At 38.0% G+C, this 1,283-nt stretch carries 1 protein-coding gene; it reads right to left on the bottom strand.

From position 1 onward, the window contains the following. Positions 1 to 29: 29 nt before the first annotated feature. The gene (locus CDZ78_RS08915; RefSeq protein ID WP_087869708.1) at positions 30 to 728 is read right to left on the bottom strand and encodes a urate hydroxylase PuuD; all 699 of its coding nucleotides are present in this window, start codon (positions 726 to 728) and stop codon (positions 30 to 32) included. Between the last annotated feature and the right edge of the window lie 555 nt (positions 729 to 1,283).

Here is a 1,283-nt window from a genome sequence, read left to right as displayed (position 1 = left end):
AAGAATCGACGCTTACCTATAAACTAAACTTATAATAAATCTAGGATTAGAAACAAGATAACTGTTAGGCCTAAACCACAATAGATAACACCGTTAACACTGGCATAAGGTTTCATATTTCCAGCCACTGGTAGTTTCTTCACTGCACCTATATGTTTGATTGCTGGGTAAGCACCATTAAATTCAAGAACAATAATAAGCACTATGGCAATTAGAAACGCTAACAAACTAAAGCTATGGGGGTAGTGGGCTGAAGCTCCCATAAAAAATAGCATAGGAATAGAAAATAGCGTATTAGTTCTTGACGCTAAACCAGCAGTGGCTAATGCACCAGCTGCTTTAGGTAAAGCTTCACCACCATCAGCCACTTGTTTAACGGAAGCCATAACAATTTGTTGGTTCGGCCAAATGATTAACCAGACATTTACAAACATAAACAGCCCGAGTAATGCCCCAATATAAATATCCATCGACATGCCGCCGCCTCGGACAGCGAAAATACCTAAGCCTGTGATTAAAGTAAGCATCGCCCCCCAACGAAACCACCATAAAGCTTTCGGAACTAATTTCTGAATCGCATCAGACTTTGATGCAGCATCTGCTTCTTTAAAGTACTCAGTTTGAACAAAGTTGAAATAGTAAAGCAAACCTATCCAAGTAATGCCGGCCATGAAATGTCCCCACCTTAATAGCATTTCTATACCGAGTTTGGTTGTAATTAAATCCATAACAAAACCTCTTATTTATAATTATTATAAAGCCACATCTACAGAAAATGAGAATAAAGAGTATAGCCATAATCAATACTTATTTGTCAAATATTAACTACAAATTAACAAGGTACGAAATTCTGGTATGCTCTGTATGTATTGTTAACAATGAATTAGATGATTAATGCAGCAGATGAAATGTATTAATAAGGGGCGCTGAAATAAGGGTAGCATGGGCTCAATCCGATGAGGAAGTCTGGGGTTTTTAATAAAATTTTACAGGCGACAGGTATGTTGACATAGGGGGGCCTTTAACAATGCCAAGAATGATATTGGTATCCAATAAGCATTTAATTCCATTCATCACGCATTTTCCTTTGTATTTCTACTGGGTCACCTTTGAAAGTAGGGGAGTCCTTAAGTAATCCAATAAAATCATTGAGTGTTGCCGGTTCTGTTTCTTCTGTAATGTACTTACTGAGTAATTTTTCTATCGCTTAAAATCAGGGAAACGGAGCCTAAGCGGAGTGATGATTTTTAGTCCCTGGTAGGCGACAGGGCAATTCGCTGATC

This window comes from Bathymodiolus platifrons methanotrophic gill symbiont, assembly GCF_002189065.1.
Taxonomy (GTDB): Bacteria; Pseudomonadota; Gammaproteobacteria; order Methylococcales; family Methylomonadaceae; genus Methyloprofundus.
This window is presented reverse-complemented; position numbering and strand designations above follow the sequence as displayed.

Bases quoted from the DNA above. Each gene is read 5' to 3' on its own strand.
- CDZ78_RS08915 (WP_087869708.1), bottom strand. From the start codon at position 728: ATGGATTTAATTACAACCAAACTCGGTATAGAAATGCTATTAAGGTGG.